Source organism: Bradyrhizobium algeriense (assembly GCF_003062295.1).
Classification (GTDB): Bacteria; Pseudomonadota; Alphaproteobacteria; order Rhizobiales; family Xanthobacteraceae; genus Bradyrhizobium; species Bradyrhizobium algeriense.
Window position 1 is genome coordinate 265,681 of record NZ_PYCN01000002.1, and the last position, 16,250, is coordinate 281,930.

Annotated in this window: 14 protein-coding genes; 7 read left to right on the forward strand and 7 right to left on the reverse strand. The window is 62.3% G+C overall.

Annotation, left to right across the window (positions count from 1 at the left end; translation table 11 throughout):
* Positions 1 to 87: 87 nt before the first annotated feature.
* The gene (locus C7G61_RS45845) at positions 88 to 1,800 is read left to right on the forward strand and encodes an arylsulfatase (protein ID WP_108513068.1); all 1,713 of its coding nucleotides are present in this window, start codon (positions 88 to 90) and stop codon (positions 1,798 to 1,800) included.
* A gap of 127 nt (positions 1,801 to 1,927) precedes the next feature.
* Complete coding sequence (locus tag C7G61_RS05460) at positions 1,928 to 5,089, forward strand: ABC transporter substrate-binding protein (RefSeq protein ID WP_244608175.1); 3,162 nt, start codon at positions 1,928 to 1,930, stop codon at positions 5,087 to 5,089.
* 226 nt (positions 5,090 to 5,315) lie between these two features.
* Here C7G61_RS05460 and C7G61_RS05465 read toward each other — a convergent pair whose 3' ends face one another.
* Positions 5,316 to 6,089 carry a hypothetical protein gene (locus C7G61_RS05465; RefSeq protein WP_108513070.1) on the reverse strand — a complete coding sequence of 258 codons (774 nt, stop codon included), beginning with the start codon at positions 6,087 to 6,089 and terminating at the stop codon, positions 5,316 to 5,318.
* Positions 6,090 to 6,105: 16 nt separating this feature from the next.
* A complete protein-coding gene (locus tag C7G61_RS45850; RefSeq protein WP_108513071.1) occupies positions 6,106 to 6,306 on the reverse strand; it encodes a hypothetical protein in 201 nt (66 codons plus the stop codon).
* Positions 6,307 to 6,590: 284 nt separating this feature from the next.
* Between C7G61_RS45850 and C7G61_RS05475 the strand changes: the two genes are divergently transcribed.
* Positions 6,591 to 7,529 carry a DUF2336 domain-containing protein gene (locus C7G61_RS05475; RefSeq protein WP_420836738.1) on the forward strand — a complete coding sequence of 313 codons (939 nt, stop codon included), beginning with the start codon at positions 6,591 to 6,593 and terminating at the stop codon, positions 7,527 to 7,529.
* A gap of 71 nt (positions 7,530 to 7,600) precedes the next feature.
* Here the strand turns inward: C7G61_RS05475 and C7G61_RS05480 are convergent, their stop codons facing one another.
* Genes C7G61_RS05480 through C7G61_RS05490 form a run of 3 tightly spaced genes read right to left on the reverse strand, consistent with a single transcriptional unit; the run spans position 7,601 to position 10,494 of the window.
* A complete protein-coding gene (locus C7G61_RS05480) occupies positions 7,601 to 7,945 on the reverse strand; it encodes a DUF1491 family protein (RefSeq protein ID WP_108513073.1) in 345 nt (114 codons plus the stop codon).
* A 34-nt stretch (positions 7,946 to 7,979) separates the two neighbouring features.
* On the reverse strand, positions 7,980 to 8,693 hold the full coding sequence (locus tag C7G61_RS05485) for a peptidoglycan-binding domain-containing protein (RefSeq protein WP_244608134.1): 714 nt from the start codon (positions 8,691 to 8,693) through the stop codon (positions 7,980 to 7,982).
* A complete protein-coding gene (locus tag C7G61_RS05490) occupies positions 8,686 to 10,494 on the reverse strand; it encodes a sensor histidine kinase (protein ID WP_108513075.1) in 1,809 nt (602 codons plus the stop codon). Before C7G61_RS05490 ends, C7G61_RS05485 begins: the two co-directional genes overlap by 8 nt.
* 422 nt (positions 10,495 to 10,916) lie before the next feature.
* Here C7G61_RS05490 and C7G61_RS05495 point away from each other — a divergent pair, with 422 nt between their 5' ends.
* Positions 10,917 to 11,336 (forward strand): DUF5330 domain-containing protein, encoded by a 420-nt coding sequence (locus tag C7G61_RS05495; protein WP_108513076.1) that lies wholly within the window; start codon positions 10,917 to 10,919, stop codon positions 11,334 to 11,336.
* Positions 11,337 to 11,419: 83 nt separating this feature from the next.
* Entirely contained in the window at positions 11,420 to 11,848 is a 429-nt protein-coding gene (locus tag C7G61_RS05500) for a SufE family protein (protein WP_108513077.1), read from the forward strand.
* A gap of 18 nt (positions 11,849 to 11,866) precedes the next feature.
* Here C7G61_RS05500 and C7G61_RS05505 read toward each other — a convergent pair whose 3' ends face one another.
* Positions 11,867 to 12,280 carry a Ros/MucR family transcriptional regulator gene (locus C7G61_RS05505; protein ID WP_108513078.1) on the reverse strand — a complete coding sequence of 138 codons (414 nt, stop codon included), beginning with the start codon at positions 12,278 to 12,280 and terminating at the stop codon, positions 11,867 to 11,869.
* 178 nt (positions 12,281 to 12,458) lie between these two features.
* On the reverse strand, positions 12,459 to 13,355 hold the full coding sequence (locus C7G61_RS05510) for a DUF308 domain-containing protein (RefSeq protein ID WP_338026050.1): 897 nt from the start codon (positions 13,353 to 13,355) through the stop codon (positions 12,459 to 12,461).
* A 351-nt stretch (positions 13,356 to 13,706) separates the two neighbouring features.
* Between C7G61_RS05510 and C7G61_RS05515 the strand changes: the two genes are divergently transcribed.
* Together C7G61_RS05515 and C7G61_RS05520 are read left to right on the forward strand one after the other, a co-directional pair.
* On the forward strand, positions 13,707 to 15,356 hold the full coding sequence (locus C7G61_RS05515) for an ArnT family glycosyltransferase (RefSeq protein ID WP_108513080.1): 1,650 nt from the start codon (positions 13,707 to 13,709) through the stop codon (positions 15,354 to 15,356).
* 114 nt (positions 15,357 to 15,470) lie between these two features.
* Positions 15,471 to 16,250 carry a class II aldolase/adducin family protein gene (locus C7G61_RS05520; protein WP_108513081.1) on the forward strand — a complete coding sequence of 260 codons (780 nt, stop codon included), beginning with the start codon at positions 15,471 to 15,473 and terminating at the stop codon, positions 16,248 to 16,250.

Below are 16,250 nucleotides of genomic sequence, written 5' to 3' on the forward strand. Positions count from 1 at the left end.
TAGATCAACCCGGAAGTGTGCCGCGCCGTTTCTGTTCGCCTAATCAGCGAGCCTTGTCGGCTTCAGTACCAGGGGGAGGATCACGTCATGGGTAACGATAAGATTCCGGAAAAGCCTGAGAAGAGCACGGGACCAATCGGCGGAGGATTGAAACGCCGCGATCTATTGTTGAGCGGTAGTTCACTCGTCGCAGCTTCGGCACTCTCGGCCGTCGGACTGACAGGCCCCGCGCAAGCGCAGCAACCAACACCGGCCCCGGTGTCCCCGCCGGCAGGGCAGCGGCCAAATATCGTCTTCATCATGGGCGACGACATCGGTTGGTTCAACATCGGAGCCTACCATCAGGGCATCATGGCCAGCCAGACGCCGAACCTCGATAAGCTTGCCGCAGAAGGTATGCGTTTCACTGACTACTATGCCGAGGCGAGCTGCACGGCGGGCCGCGCCAACTTCATCACCGGCGAACTACCGATCCGAACCGGACTTACGACGGTGGGCCAAGCCGGCTCTCCGATCGGGATGCCGGCGCAAGCGCCGACCATTGCGACGGTGCTTAAATCCATGGGATATGCCACGGGACAGTTCGGCAAGAACCACTTAGGCGACCTCAACGAATTCCTGCCGACAATGCACGGCTTCGACGAGTTCTACGGCTACCTCTATCACCTTGATGCTATGGAAGATCCGGCCCACCGCAACTACCCGCAAAAGCTGTTGGCCACCGTCGGTCCCCGCAACATGGTTCATTCCTGGGCAACCAACGTTGACGATCCGACCGTGCAGCCGCGCTGGGGTAAGATCGGCAAGCAGAAGATCGAGGACGCCGGGCCGCTTTATCCGAAACGGATGGAGACGGTAGACGACGAAATCCTGCAAAACACGTTTGCCTTCATCGATAAGGCCAAGCGGGAAAACAAGCCATTTTTCGTCTGGCTTAACCCCACGCGCATGCACGTCGTCACCCACCTCTCGGAAAAATACCAGAACATGCGCAACTCGGATAACGGCTGGTCAATTTCCGAAGGTGGGTTCGCGCAACTCGACGATATCGTCGGGTCAGTGATGAAGAAGCTTAAGGATGAGGGCTTCGATAACAACACGATCGTGGCGTTCACAACCGACAACGGCGCAGAAAACTTCACTTGGCCTGATGGTGGCCAGACGCCGTTCGCGGGCGGCAAGGGAACCGCGATGGAAGGCGGCTTCCGAGTGCCCTGTATGATCCGCTGGCCGGGCCGGGTGCCCGCGGGAAAAGTCGAGAATGGCATTGTGTCCGGGCTTGATTGGTTCCCGACACTTGTTGCCGCCGCAGGCAACGCAAACATTGCCGACGAATTGAAGAAAGGAAAGCAGCTCGGCGATAAGACCTACAAAGTCCACCTTGATGGGTACAATCAAATGGACCTTATCACTGGAAAAGGCCCCTCGGCCCGCCACGAGATTTTCTATTTCACCGAGGGGACGCTGAGTGCGGTGCGCATCGACGACTTCAAGTATCGGTTCACTGATCAACCGAACGGTTGGTTGGGTGCCACGGTCAAGGTTGATTGGCCGATCCTCACCAATATCCGCCTTGATCCCTTCGAACGCACGGGCATGCCCAGCGGCGATAAGGGGTCGTTGGCTTACTATAACTGGTTTGCTTACGAGTTCTGGCGCTTCCAGTTCGTGCAAAAGGAGGTCGGTAAGCTCGCCCAGACAGCAATCGAGTTTCCGCCGATGCAGAAGGGCGCGAGCTTCAACCTCGAGGCGGTTAAGGCCCAAATCGAAGCATCCATACAATCGCGTGCTAGCAAGTAGAATGTGCGGTGAGCGGGCGCTCCGCGTTAGAGCGAAGGTAGAGCGACCATCAATCAGGCCGAACTTGGCCCTGCTTAAACGGCTGATCGTGGTCGCTGCGCTGGTGCTGGCGGCATCGCATCCTGCCATGGCGCTCGATGCCGTATCGATACAGCTGAAATGGAAGCATCAATTTCAGTTTGCGGGCTACTATCAGGCGCTTGAGCAGGGCTTCTACCGCGACGCGGGTCTCGACGTTACCATTCGTGAGGGCGGCCCGGATATCGATGTCTCTGAGGCGGTTGCCGGCGGCAAGGCGGATTTCGGGGTCTGCAGCGCCAGCGTTGTGCGTGACTGGGCAGCGGGCCGCCGCCTGGTAGTTCTCGCCGCTATATTCCAGCGTTCCGCGGCCGTCATCCTGGTCCCGCGGCGGGCAGACATCAGCAGCGTGGCGGATCTGCGCGGCCGTACGCTCATGGATACGCCGGGAAGCGACGAGATCGCCGCGATGCTGAAGCGCGAGGGGATCGACTATCAACTCATGCTGCGCGTTCCGCACGAAGGTGATCCACGCGACCTTCTGACCGGCCGGGCTGACGCGATGGTCGCGTACAGCACCAATGAGCCGTTCGTCCTTGAGCAACTGGGCGCGCCGTACCGCACCTTCGCGCCTGCAGCATCCGGCATTGACTTCTACGGCGATAGTTTGTGCGCCTCCGAAGCGGAAGTGAAAGCCCATCCGGACCGGGTCGCAGCATTCACGGCGGCGAGCGTGAAAGGCTGGGCCTATTCCCTCGCGCACAAGGAGGCCACGGTCGATCTGATCCTGTGGAAGTACTCGGCGAAAAAGAGCCGAGAGGCCCTGCTGTTTGAGGTCGAGCAGACGGCGACATTGGTCGGACAGGACCCCGGCCGGATCGGAGAACAAGATCCCGCGCGCTGGCGACGCATCGCCGCGGTCTATCGGCAACTTGGGCTGCTGACCGACGATACGCTACCCGCGGCGCTGATCTGGGATGGAAACGACCGCAACGTTTGGAGCTGGCTGATTCCTCTGGTGCTCGTCCTGGTGGGATCGGCGATTGCGGCGCTTCTCGGGTATCGAAACCACCAAAGATTGCGGGTCACAATCGCACGGCTAGGCGCGCTTCCGCTGTTTGTCAGGATGGGGCGGCCAAGACTGAGCCTGATCATGTCGCTGCTCTTCATCGGCCTCAGCATTCCCGTCCTCATTTTCATCCTGATCTACAATTACAACAGGAATTCAGCCGGCATCGTATCGATCCTGAACGACGCGGTCGCGCAGACCAGTCGGGCCGGCGTTGAACGCACCCAGGATCTGATCGAGACCACCGAAAGCCCGCTGCGCTTTCTCGTCGAACTGGCCGCCGCCGATCCCGGCTATTTCCGTACCGAGCAAAGTCGAGATCTGTTGTATCGCGCCCTGACGTCGGCTGCGCATATCGACGCTGTCTACGTGAGTTTCGAGGATGGTTATCATCGTGTCGTCACCCGTGTCGACGAGGACCGCCGGCGCGCCGATCCCCTAATTCCCCCGACAGCCAACTGGCATTCCAGCTACATCGATGCAATCACTTATTCCTTGCTTCGCGTGCGTCATCGAACATTCTTTGACGTCTGGCCCAATCAGGTTGGCAAGTATGATGTTGCCACCGAGACTGACATGCGCCGCGCCTTGCCTGGGTATCAGTTGGCCAAGACGACGCGCACGCTCGTGGTAACTGAGCCTTCAATTAATCCAGATACAGGCTTTCCTGTTATCGCCTTGCGCGTTCCGATCTTTCGCGGCGTTGAATTTTCCGGTTGCGCATCGGCCCACATCACCGTGGACGTTCTATCACGCTTTCTGGACAGGAATCGCGCCAGCGCAGGGAGCATCACATTCATCGCCGACCGCAACAACGGCAAGATCATTGCCTTTCCGGATAAGCAAAAGGGCGTTCGTATCGAGAACGGCGTGCTCAAGATCGCAACAATGGCTGACATCGACGACCCCGTGGTGCGCGAAGTTCATCGCCAGCACGCCCGCACCGGCGCCGACAGATTTGCGTTCCAATCGCCCATCAACGGGGAGGATTTGATCGCGGCGTTCGCCAATTTCCCCGGCGGCTTCGGTCAACCCTGGCAGATGATCACGTTGACGCCGATCGACGATTTCGTGGGGACGTTGAAGCGGACCAATCGATTGATGATGGTGGTGATCATTGCGCTCACCATGATCGAGTTGTTCTTCATCTACTTCGCCGCCAGCCGGCTATCGCGTCCGGTCGAAAATGTGTCCCAGCAATTGCAGGCCATTGAAAGCCTCAACTTTGATACGCCCGCGAGTCCACCATCGAATATCCAGGAGATCGCGAAGCTGGAATCGGCGGCTTCGCTGCTGAGAACATCGCTGAAATCTTTTTCCTCTTTCGTTCCGCTCGATGTGGTCCGCCAACTGATCAAGTCGGGCATCCCGCTGACCCTCGGCGTCGAGCCGCGATTCCTCACCGTGTTCTTTTCCGATCTGGAGAATTTTTCCACCCACTCCGAGACGCTCGCGCCTGATGACCTTCTGGTCCAGATCTCGACCTATCTGGAGGAAGTCTCGTCGGCGATCTCGGAGGAAGGCGGCACCGTCGACAAGTTCATCGGCGATGGCGTCATGGCGTTCTGGAATGCCCCGGTTGAACGCCCTGATCACGTTCTGCGCGCGTGCACTGCTGCATTGCGGGCGGCACGCCGCATGGAACGCGTCAACGATGTCTGGCAGGCGGAAGGACGACCACGAATCCACCTAAGGATCGGGCTCAATTGCGCCAATGTCCTTGTCGGCAATGTCGGTTCTTCGAGCCGGCTAAGCTACACGGCCTTGGGGGACGGCGTGAACGTTGCCGCCCGCCTTGAAGGCATCAACAAGCTGTTTGGCACCACGATCTGCATCAGCGACAGCATTTACGATCACGCAAAGACCGACTTACTCGCTCGGCCGATCAAGCGGGTTCAGGTCAAGGGCCGCAAGAGCGAGTTCATGATCTATGAATTGCTCGCCGTTCGCACGAGCGACGATCCGGAGCTAAGGGTTCGCGATCGGGATGAGCAGCTCAGCGCGATGACCTGGCACGCCTCGCAAGAGTTCGAGGCCGGAGATTTTCCGGCCGCAGAGCGTGCCTATCGTGACATCTTGAAGGAGTTTCCCGAGGATTCTCTTGCCAGGTTCATGGTCGCGGAATGCACGGGAAAACAACGATCCGCTCTTGCCAATGTGCCGCCAGCGAGAGGAGAGCGGAGAACAAACGGGGCCGTGTGAATTCGGACTGTCATTGTCGCGGAGAACGAAAAGCAATTAGGTGAACCGACTTAGCATCTGCACTCAGCGGGGCAGATCGTTAAGCTGCGCCGCAGTGCAGGGTATGAAGGTCCGCTGTTGGGCACAAAACAGACTCGCCGAAGGCCAGCCCAGATGTCCACTTCTGAGCGTAATCCCGACGTCGCCAAGTACATGGCTCTTTTCAGTTTATGAGTAACGCCGTAGCTTAGCCCTTCACCGTCACGGCGCGCCCGATCACGGGCTGGGCGGCCACCGGCGGATTGGCCGTCTGCGCGGCGAGTTCACCGATCAAGCGGTCTGCATCGGCGGCAATATTGTCGGGTGCCTGAATCACCAGCCGCTCCAGCGCCCAGCGATATGAAGAAATGCGCCGCTCCAGGCATTGCTGGACCCATTGCACGATCAGCGTGTTCTCTTCCATGCGGGCGATCGCATCGGCCTGTTCGCGCGGTGACAATTCCGACACCATTTTGAGACTTGCGCTGCGCTTGCGGTCGAGTTCGATGACGCGCGCAGCGGAGGCAAAGAACGGCTCGAACCGCGTGATGTCGTTGCGGACATCCTCGATCAACTGCTGATAGCGCGAGGTGTGCGAGCGGTGCGGCTCATCGATCAAAGCGCGTCCGTAGGTGGTGCGGTCGAACACCACCTTCTGCCGCCATGGCGAGGGCAATGGCTGGTAATCGCCGAACACGCTCTTCCAGGCGGGCCGCGAGTGCGGCGGCTCGATCAGGGGATAGGCGAGATCGCGAAGCTGGCGTTCGTTTTCGGTGAGCTGGAAGTGCGAGGGCTTGAGGCCGATACTGGCCGTAGCCTCCGCGCCCAGCCAGCGATGCATGTCGTCGTTGCGCATATCGGCGCGGGTGCGGCCGAAATCGCCGCCGCTGCAGCCGCCGAGCACAGCGCTTGCCACGAGCAGCATGAGCGCCGGGAGTGACCGAAGCCCGGTGGTCCGGATCGGAAGGCACAGCTCCGGCATTGCAAACTTCCGTCGTTCAGGGGCGCCGACGGCGACGGCGACCGGGCGCCGTCCCCTCTTCCGGCCCGCGCCCGTCGCCGGTTTCGCCGGCTGCACGTTCGATGCGGACAACGGGAAGGATCAGCACAGTTCCCAGGCCATCGCGTGGAGCGCCATCCATGGTTGAGCCCGGCCGTCGCGAAGCCGCATCCGCCGGAAATTCAATGATGGTGCCCATGTTCCGTTCTCTCTGGTTGCCGCACGGACACGATCTGGCCAGCGACATGCCATTATTCAGAACAGAACGTGGTTAACGGCATCTTAATTTATGCAGGCGGTACAGTTACGGGTGCCGGGCTCATGGCGCCCGCCGAAAGTTGGCATTTTAGTGGATTTCTTCACGGGCTGTTTTCCTTAACCAACTCTTAAAGTGCCGTGCGTAGGCTGCCGCGAGGGATTACCGAAGTCGCGTACACACCTGACATGACCGCAGCTCCATTGTTTCCAGGATTCGACGGGCTGATGACGCTCTCGCGCCGCGAGGGCGTCGATATCAGGCCGACCTTGCTGCGCGTGCTGACCGACCTCTATGTCCAGACCAGCGTCCATTCCGCCGACGAGGAACGGCAGTTCGTCGAACTGACCTCCCGCCTGATCGACCAGGTCGATGACGCGACCCGCGCCGCGGTGCGGGCGCGGCTCGCGATCTATCCGGCGACCCCGGCCGAGATCATGGACAAGCTCGGGCTGCGGCGTTCGTCCCCCGGCCAGGACTTGCCGCTCGCAGCCCCGATTGCCGCGGCTCCGGCCAGCGAGCCTGTGGTGAAGGCGCCGACGGAAGCGCAGCTGCGGATGGCGTCCACCCTGTCGATGCGGCCCAACGATGCCGCCGAAATCAGCGACATGTTCTTCGCGGCGGGCGCCAGCGAACGCGCGCTGATCCTGCACAATCTTGCCGACACGCCGCTGAAAGCCTCGGCGCGAATTCCCGCAGCCCGCGCCGCGCGCGCGCTCCATATCCTGGAGATGGCCGCATTCGCCGAAGACACCGAAAACTTCGCGCTCGAAATCGGCGAAGCCTTGATCCTGCCGCAGCGGATTGCCGAACAGGTGGTCCACGATCCCGGCGGCGAGCCGCTGGCCTGCGCCGCGCGCGCGCTGGACATGCCGAGCGCCGCGTTCCAGCGCGTGCTGCTGTTCCTCAATCCCGAGTTCGGCTCATCCGTGCATCATGTTTATCGCTTGTCGCGGCTTTACGACCGCTTGAGCGAACGATCCGCGCTGGTGATGCTGGCGGCGTGGCGCGGCTCGACCATGGCGGTCACCCGCGCCAAATATCGCGCCGCGCTCTACGACGACGAGCGCCATCGCGCCCGTGCGGCGACATTGCAAACACGGCCTGCCGTGCAGCCCGGAACGGCGCCGGCTGTTCGCACCGGCACCGACGGCTCGAAGCGTTAGCGCGCGGCGATTCTTGTCTGACGCGTTTTCTTGACGCGAACCGGTATCCACTTCGCTCGAAAACGCTCTGGCTAAGCCTTCGCCAGATCCAGAAAGTGCCGCCCTGCCCGGTCCTCGGTCTCGACGATCCAGGCGTCGGGATCGAAGCGAAGTTCCTTGGTGAGACGTTCCTCCACCGATTGCTCCGGCACCGGCTGCGGCGAGGCCGGCGCGAACAGCCGCTCGGCCGGGCGGCTCTCGTCATAGACGGTCTGCGGCGCCGGTGCATACAGCATGGCGTTGCCGTCGAGCAGCGCCACCTTGACGAACACCGCCCCCGCCTCCTCCGCCCCGCGCTTGCGCACAGCGCCAAAGATTCCTTCAGTCTGGCAGCGGCGCAAATAAGCGGCCACCCAGATGCTTGATTTCAATCGCATGGTGGCGACGTATAGGCCAGCGATCAGGCGGAAGCTAGTCGATCGGGTGGCCGATCATGGCGGTGAGTTCCTTCACCAGCCGATCGGACATCTGTCCGGTGACCGGGAGCTTGCGGTCGCGCTCGAACTTTGTGATCGCGGCCTGCGTGTCCGCGCCGACCGCCCCGGTCGGCTTCAACTGGCCGTAGCCATATTGGGTGAGCGCGCGCTGCACCGCCGCCACGCGGCGTGCGCCGGCGCTTTGCGCGGTGGCTGGAATCGGCGCGGGCGGACGCGCCACATTCGCGGGCGCAGCAGCAGGCGCACCGGTCGACTTGACCACCGGGTCAGGATTTTTGGAATCGCTCCTGGAATCCCCGCTCCTGATCTCGACGTGCTTGGGATCAACGCTCCTCGCCTCGACCGGCCTGATTTCCGGCGGCTCTATCTCGGCCGGCCTTGAGGTCAGTTCGACCGGGCGCGGGCGCGGCAGCGGGCTCACGGCGGCGGCTTGCGGCGCCGGCAGCGTCACCACCGAGCTGAACATCGGCGAGGGATGGCGGCCGGCCTGCAGGAACAGCGCATTGGCGAGGATGGCGCAGATCGCGGCAGCGGCGAGCAGGCCCGCGACCATGTCTTTCGGACTGTGCAGGAGGATGCGCATCACAAGGCCGCGCTGTTCCTCCACTTCAATCGCCGCCGCCTTCGCGCCGCGACGGCGGCGGCGGCGCGGCATCTCGTCATCATCGTCGTCAATACGCCTAGGCACGTTTCTTCACCTGATGGACTTCATCCTGAGATTCGGGTCGCAACGCCGGCTTCAGCGTCGCGATGTTGTCTGAAGTGGTCAGCGAAGGCGCAAAGTCAAGCGGCAAGGCAACAGTCACCGTGGTACCCTCGCCGACCGTGCTCTGCACGTTCATCTCGCCATTATGCAATCCGACCAGGCCCTTCACGATCGACAGGCCGAGGCCGGTGCCTTCGTGCCTGCGCTGATAGGTCTTGCCGGCCTGGAAGAACGGATCGCCGATCCGTGCGAGATCCTCGGCGTCGATCCCGACCCCGGTATCGGTGACGCTCAGCATCAGCCGCGATCCCTCGACTGAGGCTGAAACCGTCACGCTGCCGCCGCGCTCGGTGAACTTGATGGCATTGGCGACGAGGTTCAGCGCGATCTGCTTGAACGCGCGGGGATCGCCGTTCATCACGGGCAAGTCCTCCGCCGCGCGGGTGATCAGATCGACGCCGTTGTCCCGCGCCTTCAGCGCCAGCAAATTGCAGCAGTGCAGGAGCGCCGCGCGCGGCGCGAACGGCTCCGGCGAAATTTCGAAATTGCCGGTTTCCATCTTGGAGATATCGAGGATGCCGTTGACGACCGACAACAGATGCTGGCCGGAATCGTTGATCAACTGCGCGTATTCCTTGCGGCGCGCGGCATCGAGCATCATCGCCTCTTCATGCACGATCATCTCGGAGAAGCCGATGATGGCGTTCAGCGGCGTGCGCAATTCGTGGCTCATGGTGGCCAGGAATCGGGTCTTGGAGGCATCCGCATGCTCTGCGGCGGTGCGCGCCAGTTCGAGGGCCTGCTCCTGGACCTTGCGGTCGGTGACGTCGCGCATCACGGCGACGACATCGGCCTCGGGCGAAACCTGCTCGAGCGGCCGGCAACGCATCTCGACCCAGATGAAATCGGCGGAAATGTTCTGGCCGCGAACCGGGTCGCGGCGGAGACGGAATTCGACGCGTTGCTCGCTGCCGCGCGCGGCATCCGACAGCGCCGTGAGATAGGCCGGACGATCGACAACATGGACGCGGTCGAACAGGCCATGGCCGGTAAGCCGTGCACCCGACGTGCCGAGCATGGCTTCCGCCGCCGGCGAAATGAATTCCACGGCGCCGTTGCGGTTGTGACGCGAAATCACGTCGCTCATGTTTCGCGCGAGCAAGCGATAGCGGTCTTCCTCGACATAGAGCAGCGCCACGGAAGTGCGCGCCAGCGATTCCGCGCTGACGGCCAGTCCTGCCGCATAGAGCGTCGCGGAAGCAACGCCCGCCCCCATCAGGACGCCGCGCAGGGCCGCGTTCGACTCCGGCACCGGCAGCAAGTGAAAATGTCCGAGCGCGATCAGCAAGGCGACGCATGCCAGCGCCAGTGCGGAAGCGAACGCGACCACGCGGCGCGAGGCCGACAGCGCGGCTTCCAGCGGAACGACGATGAGCCAGACCGCGGCGAATGATTCGATACCGCCGGTGGTTATGGCAACCATCATGACGAGGCCCGCCAGCGCGAGCGCGGAAAGGATATGCGCGCCTTCGTAGCGGCCGGTGCGCGACAGGAACCAGGACAACAGAATCGGTGCGATCAGCCAGGCGAAGGCCGCGACCTCGAGCGCCGTGGGCGCCCCGCGCATCGCCAGATAGATCGGAAAAGCCGCAAGCGCCACCAGACTGCCGAGCAGCCGCGGCGCCATGAATGCACGGTGACGCGCACGCGTCAGCGCATCATATCGTGCCGAGGGATGCAGCAGGGCATCGAGACAATCGCGGATGATACTCAAAACAGTCACGGCTCTCGCGCTTCGGCTTGATCGTCAGACAGACGCGCCGGAACGCCCCCTCAATCTTTGCGTCACCGTGTCAGAGCGAACTTAAGCGAACGCTAAGGCGCCGGGAGCGACCGACCAGCACCGTGCATTCGCGGGCGTTTCACGCCTCGCACGACGCTCATTCGGCCCGGATGGTGAACGACAGGTTTCCAGCGGGATCGATCTATGGTTTCGAAATGGTGGATGCGCGAGCGGCGCGAAGTCTTCGCGCGATAGTGGTCATAAATCGAAAATTTACGCCGAATCGAATCATTCAAACTTTCAACGAATTTTCGGTGACTTTACCTCAATGCAAACACTTCCGATTTATCGACGGCTGTTAGTCAGGAACAAAGCTGCGGTTTAACCGCAACACAACCATAAGAGACGACCGGGGTCGCGAGATGTTTTTTCTGCTTCGCATGGCATTCTGGCTCGGGCTCGTGCTCGTGCTGCTGCCCAGGGAAAAGACGCCTGAATCGGACAAGGTGCCGCAGATCGGCGCTTCCGAAGCCGTATCGGCTGCGACCGCGGCCGTCTCCGACATGGGCCAGTTCTGCAAGCGCCAGCCGGCGGCCTGTGAGGTCGGCGGTCAGGCCGCGACCGCGATCGGCCAGCGCGCCCAGGATGGCGCCCGCAAGCTCTATAAGATCATCACCAAGCCCGACCATCCCGGCGTCCCGGACAAGAAGCCCGACCATACCAGTTCGATCGGCGACGACGCCGAGGCCGTGGTCGTGAACGCGTCGCCCGCCGACGCGCTGACGGATGACGACATGGCGATCGAATGGCGGCTGCCGCGGACGCCGTTGGCCTCAAAATAAGGCTACGGAACCCGTTCCATTTCCGTCGCTTTCGCTCGATCCGCATCCTATATAGAACGTTAAGGAAACCGACGCGGGCCAAGATGACGATCGACGAAATCAGGGACAATTTCGAGCTGCTCGAGGAATGGGACGACCGCTACCGGTACGTCATCGAACTCGGCCGCACGCTCGACCCGATGCCGGAGGCCGAGCATTCCGCCGAGAACAAGGTGAACGGCTGCGTCAGCCAGGTTTGGCTGTCCAGGCAGATCGACCGCAGCGGCAGCGGCGAACCACGACTGAAATATCTGGGCGATAGCGACGCCCATATCGTGCGCGGCCTGATCGCGATCCTGCTGACGCTTTATTCCGGCCGCACGCCGCAGCAGATCCTGGCAATGGATGCCGTTGCCGTCTTCGACGAATTCGGATTCCGCGAGCATCTGACGCCGCAGCGTTCCAACGGCCTGCGCTCCATGGTCGAGCGTATCCGCTCCGACGCGCGCGAGACGCTGGCCGCGGCTTCCTGACGTTCGCAGCTTATTGAACTACTTCCGCTTCCGCGCCTGCTGGCCGAGGCCCATTTTCTTGGCGAGCTGCGAACGCGCCACCGCGTAGTTCGGCGCCACCATCGGGTAATCCGGCGGCAGGCCCCATTTGTCGCGATATTGTTCCGGCGTCATGTTGTACTGCGTGCGCAGATGGCGCTTCAGCGACTTGAAGCGCTTCCCATCCTCGAGGCAGACCAGATATTCCGGGGTCATCGACTTCTTCACCGAGACGGCCGGCTTGGCCGGCTCCAGCGGCGTCTCGGGGCGGCCGCTCGACACCCGCATCAGTGCGGCATGGACCTGGCTGATCAGGTTCGGGATTTCCGAGGCCTGGGTCGGATTGTTGCTGAGATAGGCCGATACGATATTGGCGGTCAGTTCGACGGGCGTCTTGCTGGCGGAATCGGTCATGGCTCAACCTTTGGGATCACGAATGCATCTGTCCATACGGTTCGGACAGTATCCAGCCGCGCCTATACATCAGCGGCATCTCATACGACTTGGCGAATATGAACGAAATGCCCAGAAACTGACAAGAACGGCGGCGCTTTATTTTCAAGGGCGGGCTTCGCGGCAAGTATTGCCGGTTCTAGGACCGCTGGTCGAGATGCGCGCGCAGTTCATCGATCGAGGCGAAGCGCATCATCCCTTCCGGCATCTGGGCCTCGATCGAACCGTCGGAATAGAGCGAATAGGCCATGCCATCGACAACGCCCGATTTCAGCACCGTCACCTCCGGCTGATCCTCAGGCCGCGCCGGTCCGCCATTGGCTTCTGCGAGCGTCGGGGGCATGCGGCCGCTGCGCCGCTGCGGCGAAATTTCACCGGGCCTTGCGCGTTCCGCTTTCGGCCAGGCATCGTCGAACGATGCCGGCTGTGGTTCGGCCGTTTCGACCGGCGGCACGGTGGGCGGCCTGGGGCGAAGGTCCGACGATAACAGGTCCGGCGGCAGCGGCTCGCCAGACCGCGCCTGGGCACGCTCGCGCTCTTTTCGCGACGTCGATGAAAACAGCAAATTGCGCTTCGGTTTCGAAGCCGACGATGGCGGTTCGGGGTGCATCGGTTCCGGAATCGGATGATCGCGCAGGACAGCCTCGTTCTGCCATGGCGGCGGTGCCGGCGGAGAGAAAGCAGGTGGTGCCGGTGCAGAGAAGGGTCCGGGACCGCCGGGCTGCTCGGCGGCCGGAAAGCCGCCATTGGCGGGGGCGGAATCCCGCGTGGCGGCGGGAAGGCCCGGCCGCACCATGGCCTCACCTCGGGCCTCCCCGCGCGCTTCAGGCACGCCAGTGCCGAGCCGCCGCGCGATCGTCTTCAGTTCCCTGACCGCCATCCAGAGCGCGAGCATCATCGCGCCGGTACAAACAGCCATCACACCGGTGATGATGAGCGTGTTGCCGGTACTGAATTCCTTGATCGAGATTCCATAGCCGGTGGCCAACAGACCCGCCAAAACAAGGCCGATCCCGGCGACCAACATAACGAACATCATTGAACTAATCCCTCAGCCGCGCCCGAAACGCTCGCAAGCCGCCCACCAACGCCACGATACCGTCATATTGTGTGCACCGCCAACCGCCAATTGAGCCCATGGTTCCTGTAACAGTGCCGTCCGGCTGCAGGATTCCGATCGCGTGCGATCATTGCCATTCAGCTACCATTCAGCCCACCAACCGTAGTTTTACCACCTACCAATTACTGCCCTTTTGTTGCATTGCATCAGGGATTTAGGCCACAATTCCCAATTACTTTGGAAATGGAACTGCGCTATATGGGTACCCGGGGAATGAGGCTCAAGAATATCCACGCTGGGCCGTAGGGGACTGGGTTACCAATCGCCATGTCATCGATCACGACTTCTGCCCTCGATACGCCCGCACGGCGCTCGGTGGAGCGGACCTGCGACGACCTTGCCATTTTCGTGCTGGCGGTGGTCACCATTGTCGCGGGCCTGACCTTCCGTGACTACGGGCTCGGCTGGGACGACTACACGCACGCCGAATATGCCGATCTGCTGCTGCGGATGTACGGTTCCGGCTTCAAGGACACCGGCGCGCTGTCGTTCGCCAATCTCTATATGTATGGCGGCGGCTTCGACATGGCGGCGGCCCTCCTGCACAAGGTCATCCCGCTCGAACTGTTTGAAACGCGCCGCCTGCTCGGCGCCGTCGTCGGCGTCATCGGCCTGGCCGTGACCTGGCGGCTGGCGCGGCGCGTCGGCGGCCCGCTTGCCGGGTTCGCGACGCTGCTGCTGCTGGCGCTGTGCCCGACCTTCTACGGGCACATGTTCATGAACCCGAAAGACGCGCCGTTTGCCGTGTCGATGGTAATCCTGATCCTGGGCCTGGTGCGCCTCGCCGAGGAATATCCCGCGCCCTCGCCGCGAACCATCCTGATCGTCGGCCTCGGCGCCGGTCTCTCCATTGGCTGCCGGATTCTCGGCGGGCTGGCTTTGGTCTATGCGATCGTGGGCTTCGTGCCGCTGCTGATCGATGACGTTCGCACGCAAGGCGGGCGCGAAGCGATCCACCGCTTCGCCCATGTCGTGTACGTGCTGCTGCCCGGCCTCGTGGTCGGATACCTGATCATGGGCCTGGTGTGGCCGTGGTCGATCATGGAGGCGGACCATCCCTTCAAGGCGCTGACCTATTTCTCGCACTTCTTCGAAAAGCCCTGGAAGGAAATGTTCGACGGCGCGCTGGTCTCGGTGCCTGATATGCCGTGGTCCTACCTGCCGACGCTGTTCGCGCTGCAGCTTCCCGAAATATTGCTCGCGCTTCTGGTCGCCGGTGTCGTCGGCACCTTCATGTCGCTGTCGCGCGGCGACGTCTCGGCCCGCCGCAAGACCATGTTCCTGATGCTGACGCTGGCGGCCACCCTGCCGCTGGTGATCGCGATGGTGAAGCGCCCTGCGCTCTACAACGGCATCCGGCATTTCGTCTTCGTCATCCCGCCGATGGCGGTGCTCGCCGGCGTATCGTTCGCCTGGGGCATGAACTGGCTCAAGAATAATCACCGCCGCTGGCAACCCGCCGCGCTGGCGGTGTTCTCGTTCGGCCTGCTGTTGCCGCTCAGCGAGATGATCCGCCTGCATCCGTACGAGTATACGCACTTCAATCACCTCGTCGGTACCGTTCGTGGCGCCGACAGCCTGTTCATGCTGGATTACTGGGGGCTGGCACTGAAGCAGGCGTCCGACGGCCTGCGCGAAGAGCTGGTCGAGCGGCAGGAATCGCCGCCGCAGGCGCGCAAATGGAAGGTCGCGGTGTGCGGCCCGCAGCGCCCTGCGCAGGTGGCGCTCGGCCCCGACTTCACGATCGGCTGGGACAGCCAGTCCGCCGACTTCGCGATGACGCTGGGCGAGTTCTACTGCAAGGGCCTGACCGCGCCCGTCATGGTTGAAATCAAGCGTGACGATGTCGTGTTCGCGCGCGTCTACGATATCCGCGGCCGCGGTATCTCGACGTTACTGGCAATCCCGGCGCCGTAACGGCGCATCGCCGCGAGAGCATGACTGCCACGCAGGACGTCCGCCTTGCTGCCCGTCCGGCACGGGGCTAGGCTCGCTTTTCGAAAATCAACAATTTTCCGGAGAAAGCGCGCCATGTCGCCAGCCGAAGCTCGCCTGAAGCAGGTTCCGTCCGGCATGACGGACGCCGAGTGGAACCAGCGCGTCAATCTCGCCGCCTGCTATCGCCTCGTTGCGCTGTATGGCTGGGACGATCTGGTCGACACCCACATCTCGGCGCGCGTGCCGGGTCCCGACCATCACTTCCTGATCAACCCCTACGGATTGATGTTCGAGGAAATCACGGCGTCGAGCCTGGTGAAGGTCGATCTGCACGGCAACCAGCTCAGCGAAAGCGAATACAGCATCAACCCGGCGGGCTTCACCATCCATTCGGCGATCCACGAGGTGCGCGAGGATGCCGGCTGCGTACTTCATTTGCACACGCCCGACGGAACGGCGGTCGCGAGTTGCATGGAGGGCTTGCTGCCGATGAATCAGACCGCGCAATTCGTCACCCACGACCTCGCCTATCATGACTATGAAGGCGTGGCACTGGACCATGACGAGCGCCCGCGGCTGCAAAAGGACCTCGGCGGCAAGAACCACATGCTGTTGCGCAATCACGGCACGCTGACGGTCGGCCGCTCGGTCGCCTCCGCCTTCGAGCGCATGTACCATCTGGAGCGGGCCTGCACGATGCAGGTGCGCACCCGCATGCTGGGGCCGACCGCCTACCCGATCGAACAGGCCGTGATCGACAAGAACGAACAACTGTTTGGCAATGCCGATTTCGCGGAACGGCGCTCGACCAATCTGGTGTGGCCGCCGCTGTTGCGGAAACTGGATCGCATCGATCCCAGCTACAAGACCTGA

Excerpts from the sequence above, each read along its gene's own strand:
- C7G61_RS45845 (WP_108513068.1), top strand. The coding sequence starts at position 88 with ATGGGTAACGATAAGATTCCGGAAAAGCCTGAGAAGAGCACGGGACCA.
- C7G61_RS05460 (WP_244608175.1), top strand. The coding sequence starts at position 1,928 with ATGGCGCTCGATGCCGTATCGATACAGCTGAAATGGAAGCATCAATTT.
- C7G61_RS05465 (WP_108513070.1), bottom strand. The coding sequence starts at position 6,089 with ATGCCGGAGCTGTGCCTTCCGATCCGGACCACCGGGCTTCGGTCACTC.
- C7G61_RS45850 (WP_108513071.1), bottom strand. The coding sequence starts at position 6,306 with ATGGGCACCATCATTGAATTTCCGGCGGATGCGGCTTCGCGACGGCCG.
- C7G61_RS05475 (WP_420836738.1), top strand. The coding sequence starts at position 6,591 with ATGACGCTCTCGCGCCGCGAGGGCGTCGATATCAGGCCGACCTTGCTG.
- C7G61_RS05480 (WP_108513073.1), bottom strand. The coding sequence starts at position 7,945 with ATGCGATTGAAATCAAGCATCTGGGTGGCCGCTTATTTGCGCCGCTGC.
- C7G61_RS05495 (WP_108513076.1), top strand. The coding sequence starts at position 10,917 with ATGTTTTTTCTGCTTCGCATGGCATTCTGGCTCGGGCTCGTGCTCGTG.
- C7G61_RS05500 (WP_108513077.1), top strand. The coding sequence starts at position 11,420 with ATGACGATCGACGAAATCAGGGACAATTTCGAGCTGCTCGAGGAATGG.
- C7G61_RS05505 (WP_108513078.1), bottom strand. The coding sequence starts at position 12,280 with ATGACCGATTCCGCCAGCAAGACGCCCGTCGAACTGACCGCCAATATC.
- C7G61_RS05510 (WP_338026050.1), bottom strand. The coding sequence starts at position 13,355 with ATGTTCGTTATGTTGGTCGCCGGGATCGGCCTTGTTTTGGCGGGTCTG.
- C7G61_RS05515 (WP_108513080.1), top strand. The coding sequence starts at position 13,707 with ATGTCATCGATCACGACTTCTGCCCTCGATACGCCCGCACGGCGCTCG.
- C7G61_RS05520 (WP_108513081.1), top strand. The coding sequence starts at position 15,471 with ATGTCGCCAGCCGAAGCTCGCCTGAAGCAGGTTCCGTCCGGCATGACG.